4 protein-coding genes are annotated in these 5,984 nt (G+C 66.4%); 3 read left to right on the top strand and 1 reads right to left on the bottom strand.

Features of this window, described 5'->3' with window-relative positions; all coding sequences use genetic code 11:
* Positions 1-233: 233 nt before the first annotated feature.
* Complete coding sequence (locus tag WBF82_RS20215; RefSeq protein WP_424384713.1) at positions 234-2,216, bottom strand: TPM domain-containing protein; 1,983 nt, start codon at positions 2,214-2,216, stop codon at positions 234-236.
* A 113-nt stretch (positions 2,217-2,329) separates the two neighbouring features.
* On the opposite strand from WBF82_RS20215, the gene WBF82_RS20220 reads away from it, so the two are divergent.
* The 3 genes from WBF82_RS20220 to dnaG form a co-directional block, all read left to right on the top strand.
* The gene (locus WBF82_RS20220) at positions 2,330-3,583 is read left to right on the top strand and encodes a deoxyguanosinetriphosphate triphosphohydrolase (RefSeq protein WP_424384714.1); all 1,254 of its coding nucleotides are present in this window, start codon (positions 2,330-2,332) and stop codon (positions 3,581-3,583) included.
* 21 nt (positions 3,584-3,604) lie between these two features.
* Positions 3,605-4,186, top strand: a complete 582-nt coding sequence (locus WBF82_RS20225) for a superoxide dismutase family protein (RefSeq protein ID WP_424384715.1) — start codon at positions 3,605-3,607, stop codon at positions 4,184-4,186.
* A gap of 57 nt (positions 4,187-4,243) precedes the next feature.
* A partial coding sequence (dnaG, locus tag WBF82_RS20230) for a DNA primase (protein WP_424384716.1) occupies positions 4,244-5,984 on the top strand: 1,741 nt, incomplete at its 3' end.

Genomic DNA, 5,984 nt, shown 5'->3' on the forward strand with positions numbered 1-5,984 from the left:
TGAGTTCGAGCAGATGGAGATGGAGTTCTTCGTCGAGCCCGCCACCATCGATGCCGTGGTCGATTATCGGGGATTGCGCCTGCGGGCCTGCTAGCAGCTCGAGAAACTGCTGAAAATTTTGGCCAACTGGGTCCGCTATTACTCGTATGACGAATATCATGAGAGCTTCGGCGCGGCAGCACACTAGGGCGTGGTGGGCTGCCGCGCCTCTCGCTATCTGGCGCAATCGCAACTCAGAACCGGCCCCCGCCGCCCATGAACCCGCCGTCGGACGAGCCCGATGAGCCACCGAACGACGTTGGGCCCCAGCCACCACCCCAACCGCCGCCGAAACCGCCGCCGAGCATGTCGCCGATGATGAGCCCGCCCATCATCGCGCCCATATGATCGCCGCTGCCGTAGCGCCCGGTGTAGGCGACCTGGGCGGATCGGACATCCTCGTTGGCCAGGGACTGAGCCTCAGCGGCCAGCGCCGTCGCGGTGTTGGCAAGGGTGATCGCTTCGCTGATCTCGGTCTCGCGCTTATCTTGGGCGGCTTGCAGTTGCCGGCTTGCCTCGGCGAGACGGGTCCGCGCCTCGGGTCCGATGCTGCCGCGCCGGGTGTCGATGAAATCGGAGACGGCGTGGATTCGCGACTGCGCTGTGAATAGGGCCTGCTCGAAAGCACGGTTGAGTCGCTCGGCGGCCGCTTGCTCTTCGGCGACCGTGGCGAGGAGCCGGTCCAAGTCGGCGTCAGTCTTGGTCAGCTGGGTGAACGCGCTCAGCGGATCAGCCGCGCCGCTGGCGCGGGCGGCGTCGAGGGCATTCTTCGCCGCAGCCCGGATGCTGGCCAATTCGCGAGTGTGCGCCGCTTTGGTTTGTTGGGCGCTCTGCAGCTGCGTGTCGGCGTGCTCTATACCCGACTGGATATCGGCGATCAGCGATGGCAGCGTGGCGACCGCGTGACGAATATCGTTGGCCGCGTTGTCCACTGCATCGAGCAACGCTCGGGCTTGTCCCAGCGTCGACTCAGCCGCTTGCACAGCGTCGACCAGACCGCTTTGCTCGCCGCTGACCGGCTTCGCCGCCAGATCACGGGCGCGGCTGAGGTTTTGGTCGGCGAACGCCAGGCGGTCCTTGGCGGTCGCGACGTTGGCGGCCACCGAAGTCAGCGCCGCAGGGTCGAACTCGTTGTGCAGCTCTGTCATTCGCTGTTCAGCCGGAGCGATGCGCGCGGTCAGCTCGACCATCTGCTGAGTCAGGCCATCGAGCCGGGATGGTGCGTTGACCACCAGGTCGCGCATTTTTTCGAAGGCCTCACGCTGCGACTCCAGCTCGCGATCGGCCCGCGCCGCCGAGACGATCACCTGGGTCAACAGTTCACGTCGCTGCGCGGGTGTCTCGGGCATTGCGTCGTCAAGCCGTTGGCGAACGGTAAACGCTTGTGCTAGAGCGGCTTTAGCGTTGTTCACCGCTGCGCTGAACGGTGCGGTTCGGTTTTCGCCGAACTCCTCGATCGTCAACGCCAACTCGTTGGCGCTGGTGCGAACCGCGTTGTCGACGTCGACGACTTTCCACCGCGACAGGTCGTCGAGCGCACCCAGCGACAGCGCCGCCAGTGCTTCGGGGTCGGTGGCGTCGACACGACGCGCAGCGGCAAGTTCGGCCGCACGGCGCCGTCGGCGCCGGTACCGCATGACCACGTACAGAATCAGCGCCGCGGCCACGATCACACCGAGCCCAATCAGTAACGGGGCCGCCGACGACTCCTGCTTTCGGTCGAGCCCGTTGGCCGCTGCGACCGCAGCACCGCTCCAGTCGCCGCGGCGTAGCGCGGGTTCGATCTGGTTGCGCCGCAAATCATCGACCTGACGGGAACTGATGCTCTGCACCCGGTTGGGTACCAGAAACGCGTAGGAACGGTCGACGGTCGCGACGGTCAGCAGCGCGTCGAAGTCGCCCAAATCGCTGGCGGCACGCGTGCTCTGCGCCCAGCTCACCGCCGATTGCCCAGAGAAAGTGTCGACGAAAACCACCCACAGTTGAATACGGCGGTCGGAGTAGAGCTTGCCGGTCGCTGATTGGACAGCGGCGCGGCCCGATCCGTTCAGCGCCCCGACGTCGTCGGTGATGTAAGTGGCGAGCCGGAAGGGCGGTTGCGCCGCGGCGGACGGCGCCACCATTAAGGCGGTGATCAGCATCGCCAGGACGATGGCGAGCGGGCGGACAATGCGCATGCTCGACAATCTAGCCCCGCGACGATGCGGGCCCCAGGGCCCGAGGAGGAGCAGGGCAATGGGTCTGAGCCGCGCGGCGGCATGGCCGGACGGTGCTGGCAGACTGTGCGCTGATGAGTCAGCAAGACCCCTATGACGATTTCGACCGCGAGCGGGTGGTTCCCGAAGCGCCGAAGACCGCGGGCTTGCCGGGCACTGAGGGCCAGCACCGCACCGACTTCGCCCGTGACCGCGCCCGGGTGCTGCACAGCGCCGCGCTGCGCCGCCTTGCTGACAAGACACAGGTCGTCGGGCCGCGGGACAGCGACACTCCACGTACGCGACTAACTCATTCGCTGGAGGTCGCCCAGATCGGGCGAGGCATGGCGATCGGGCTGGGCTGCGATCCCGACCTTGTCGACATGGCCGGTCTGGCCCACGACATCGGACACCCGCCGTACGGGCACAACGGCGAGCAGGCGCTCGATGAGGTCGCGGCGGCGCACGGCGGGTTCGAGGGTAATGCGCAGAACTTCCGGATCCTGACCAGTCTGGAGCCCAAAGTTCTTGATCAGCAAGGACATAGCGTTGGACTGAACCTGACCCGGGCAGGTCTGGATGCCGTCACCAAATATCCCTGGACGCGTGGTCAGGATCGACGCAAGTTCGGCTTTTACGATTTCGACCGCGACGCCGCGGCTTGGGTACGCGAACAGGCGCCCGCAGATCGGGCCTGTCTGGAAGCCCAAGTGATGGATTGGGCCGACGATGTCGCCTATTCGGTGCATGACGTCGAAGACGGCGTTGTAGCCGGGCGGATCGACTTACGGGTACTCGCCGACGAGGACGAAGCGGCCGCGCTGGCCAAGGTGGGGGAGCGCGACTTCGCCCGGGTTCGGGCGGACGACCTGGCCGCCGCCGCGCATCGGCTGTCCGGGCTGCCGGTGGTCGCCGCGGTCGGCAAGTACGACGGCACGCTGGCGGCCTCGGTTGCGCTCAAGCAGTTGACCAGCGAGCTGGTGGGCCGGTTCGCGTCGGCGGCGATCGCGGCTACCCGGGCCGCCGCGGGTTCCGGGCAGCTGGTCCGCTACCGAACCGACTTGCTGGTCCCGGATGTGGTGCGCGCCGAAGTTGCGGTGCTCAAGACCCTGGCGCTGCAATTCATCATGTCCGATCCGCGTCATCAGGACCGTCAGCGCAGCCAACGTGAGCTCATCCACCAGGTGGCGGATTGGCTGCTGGCCGGCGCGCCCGGCACCCTCGACCCGGTGTTTGTGCCAGCCTTCAATACCGCGGCCGACGACGGTGAGAGGCTGCGCGTCATCGTCGACCAGATCGCTTCTTTCACCGAGGGACGTCTGGAACGCATCGAGACCACGCAACGCTGAGCCGCATTAGGCTCGGAGCTTATGGTCAAGCACACCAATGTTGTTGTCGCCACGTTGTCGGCTGCCGTCGCACTCAGCGGCTGCGGCTCCAATCAACAGTCCAGCACCACGTCGGCCACCGGGACGCCCACAGCGTCCTCGACGAGCGCTGCCCCTTCTGCCCAAACACTGAGCGCCGAACTGCACACCGCTGATGGTCGTTCGGTGGCCACGGCCACCTTCGAATTTGCCAACGGCTACGCCACTGTCACGGTGAAGACGACCACGAACGGCATCCTGGCGCCGGGGTTCCATGGCTTGCACATCCACGCGATCGGCAAGTGCGAGCCCAACTCGGTTGACCCGATGGGCGGTCCGCCCGGCGATTTCATGTCGGCCGGCATGCACTACCAGGCGCCGGGGCACACCGGGGAACCGCCCAGCGGTGACCTGTCGACGCTGGAGGTCCGCAAGGACGGCGCCGGATACCTGGTGACCACCACCGACGCGTTCACCAGGGACGACTTGCTGGCGGGCAGCAAGACAGCACTGATGATGCACGGCGCGGAAAACACTCCCGACGCCGAGAAGCGCTTCGCCTGCGGCGTGATCGGTACCGGTTAAGCACAGACAGTCAATCTTCGCGGCCTCGCGTTCTGGCGATCGCTCTACACTGAGCCGATGGCCGGGCGGATCTCTGATCGCGATATCGCGGCCATCCGCGAACGAGTCCGTATTGACGAGGTCGTCGGCGACTACGTCCAGCTGCGTCGTGCCGGCGCGGACTCGATGAAGGGCCTGTGCCCCTTTCACGACGAGAAGTCGCCGTCGTTCCACGTCCGGCCCAACCACGGTCACTTCCATTGCTTCGGCTGCGGCGAGGGCGGCGACGTGTACGCGTTCGTCCAGAAGATCGAACACGTCAGCTTTGTCGAGGCCGTCGAAGTACTGGCCGACCGGATCGGCTACACGATCACCTACACCGGAGCGTCCACCAGTGTGCAGCGTGACCGCGGCAGTCGCAGCCGGCTACTCGCCGCCAATGCTGAGGCGATGGCGTTCTACGCGGCGGCGCTGGAATCCGCGGAGGCCCAGCCGGCGCGCCAATACCTGACCGAGCGGAATTTCGACGCTGATGTCGCCCGGCATTTCGGCTGCGGGTTCGCGCCGTCGGGCTGGGATTCATTGACAAAACATCTGGTGCGCAAAGGCTTTGAGTTCAAGGAGCTTGAGGCCGCCGGTTTATCGCGGGAAGGCCGCCGCGGCCCGATGGACCGTTTTCACCGCAGGTTGTTGTGGCCGATCCGCAGCTCTGCCGGCGAGGTGATCGGCTTCGGGGCGCGCCGGATCTTCGACGACGACCCGATGGAAGCCAAATACGTGAACACACCGGAGACGTTGCTGTACAAGAAGTCTGCCGTGTTATTCGGTATCGACTTGGCCAAGCGCGATATCGCCAAGGGGCATCAGGCCGTCGTCGTCGAGGGCTACACCGACGTGATGGCGATGCACTTGGCCGGGGTGACGACGGCGGTCGCGTCTTGCGGCACCGCTTTCGGCGACGAACACCTGGCGATGCTGCGTCGATTGATGATGGACGACAACTTCTTTCGCGGTGAACTGATCTATGTGTTCGACGGCGACGAAGCGGGCCGGGCGGCGGCGCTCAAGGCGTTCGGCGGCGAGCAGCATCTGGCGGGCCAGTCCTTCGTCGCGGTCGCCGCCGACGGTATGGACCCCTGCGATCTGCGGCTGGCGTCCGGCGACGGCGCGCTGCGGGATCTGGTGGCCCGGCGAACTCCGTTGTTCGAGTTCACGATTCGCGCCGCACTGTCCGAGGTGGATTTGGACAGCGCTGAGGGCAGGGTGGCCGCGCTGCGTCGTTGCGTACCGATGGTCGCTCAGATCAAAGACCCCACGCTGCGCGACGAGTACGCGCGGCAACTGGCGGGCTGGGTCGGCTGGTCGGATGTGGCGCAGGTCGTCGGCCGGGTGCGCGAAGAGGCGAAGCACCCAACCAGCCGCGCCAAGCCTCGTCGCGCGGTGGCAGCCCAGTCCGACGCCGTTGGGTCCGACTTCGCTGCCCTTCGTCCCGACCCGCGCGACCCCACGCTGTGGCCGCAGCGTGAGGCGCTCAAGTCAGCGTTGCAATACCCGGCGTTGGCGGGTCCGGTGTTCGATTCGCTGACCGTGGAAAGCTTTACGCATCCCGGCTATGCAGCGGTGTGCACGGCGGTCGAAGCGGCCGGCGGCACTGCCGCCGGAATGGGCGGGGCAGAGTGGCTCGATGCGGTGCGCCCGAAGGCCCCGTCGCCGGCGGCCGCCGGGTTGATCAGCGAGCTTGGCGTCGAGGGCATCCGGGTCGACGATGACGAGAAGCTGCCCCGCTACATCGCCGGAGTGCTGGCGCGTCTGCAGGAGG

Origin of the sequence: Mycobacterium sp. (assembly GCF_049673265.1) — a bacterium.
Taxonomy (GTDB): Bacteria; Actinomycetota; Actinomycetes; order Mycobacteriales; family Mycobacteriaceae; genus Mycobacterium.

What these genes read in the sequence shown, in the direction of transcription:
- WBF82_RS20215 (WP_424384713.1), bottom strand. Translation starts at nt 2,216, where the DNA reads ATGCGCATTGTCCGCCCGCTCGCCATCGTCCTGGCGATGCTGATCACC.
- WBF82_RS20220 (WP_424384714.1), top strand. Translation starts at nt 2,330, where the DNA reads ATGAGTCAGCAAGACCCCTATGACGATTTCGACCGCGAGCGGGTGGTT.
- WBF82_RS20225 (WP_424384715.1), top strand. Translation starts at nt 3,605, where the DNA reads ATGGTCAAGCACACCAATGTTGTTGTCGCCACGTTGTCGGCTGCCGTC.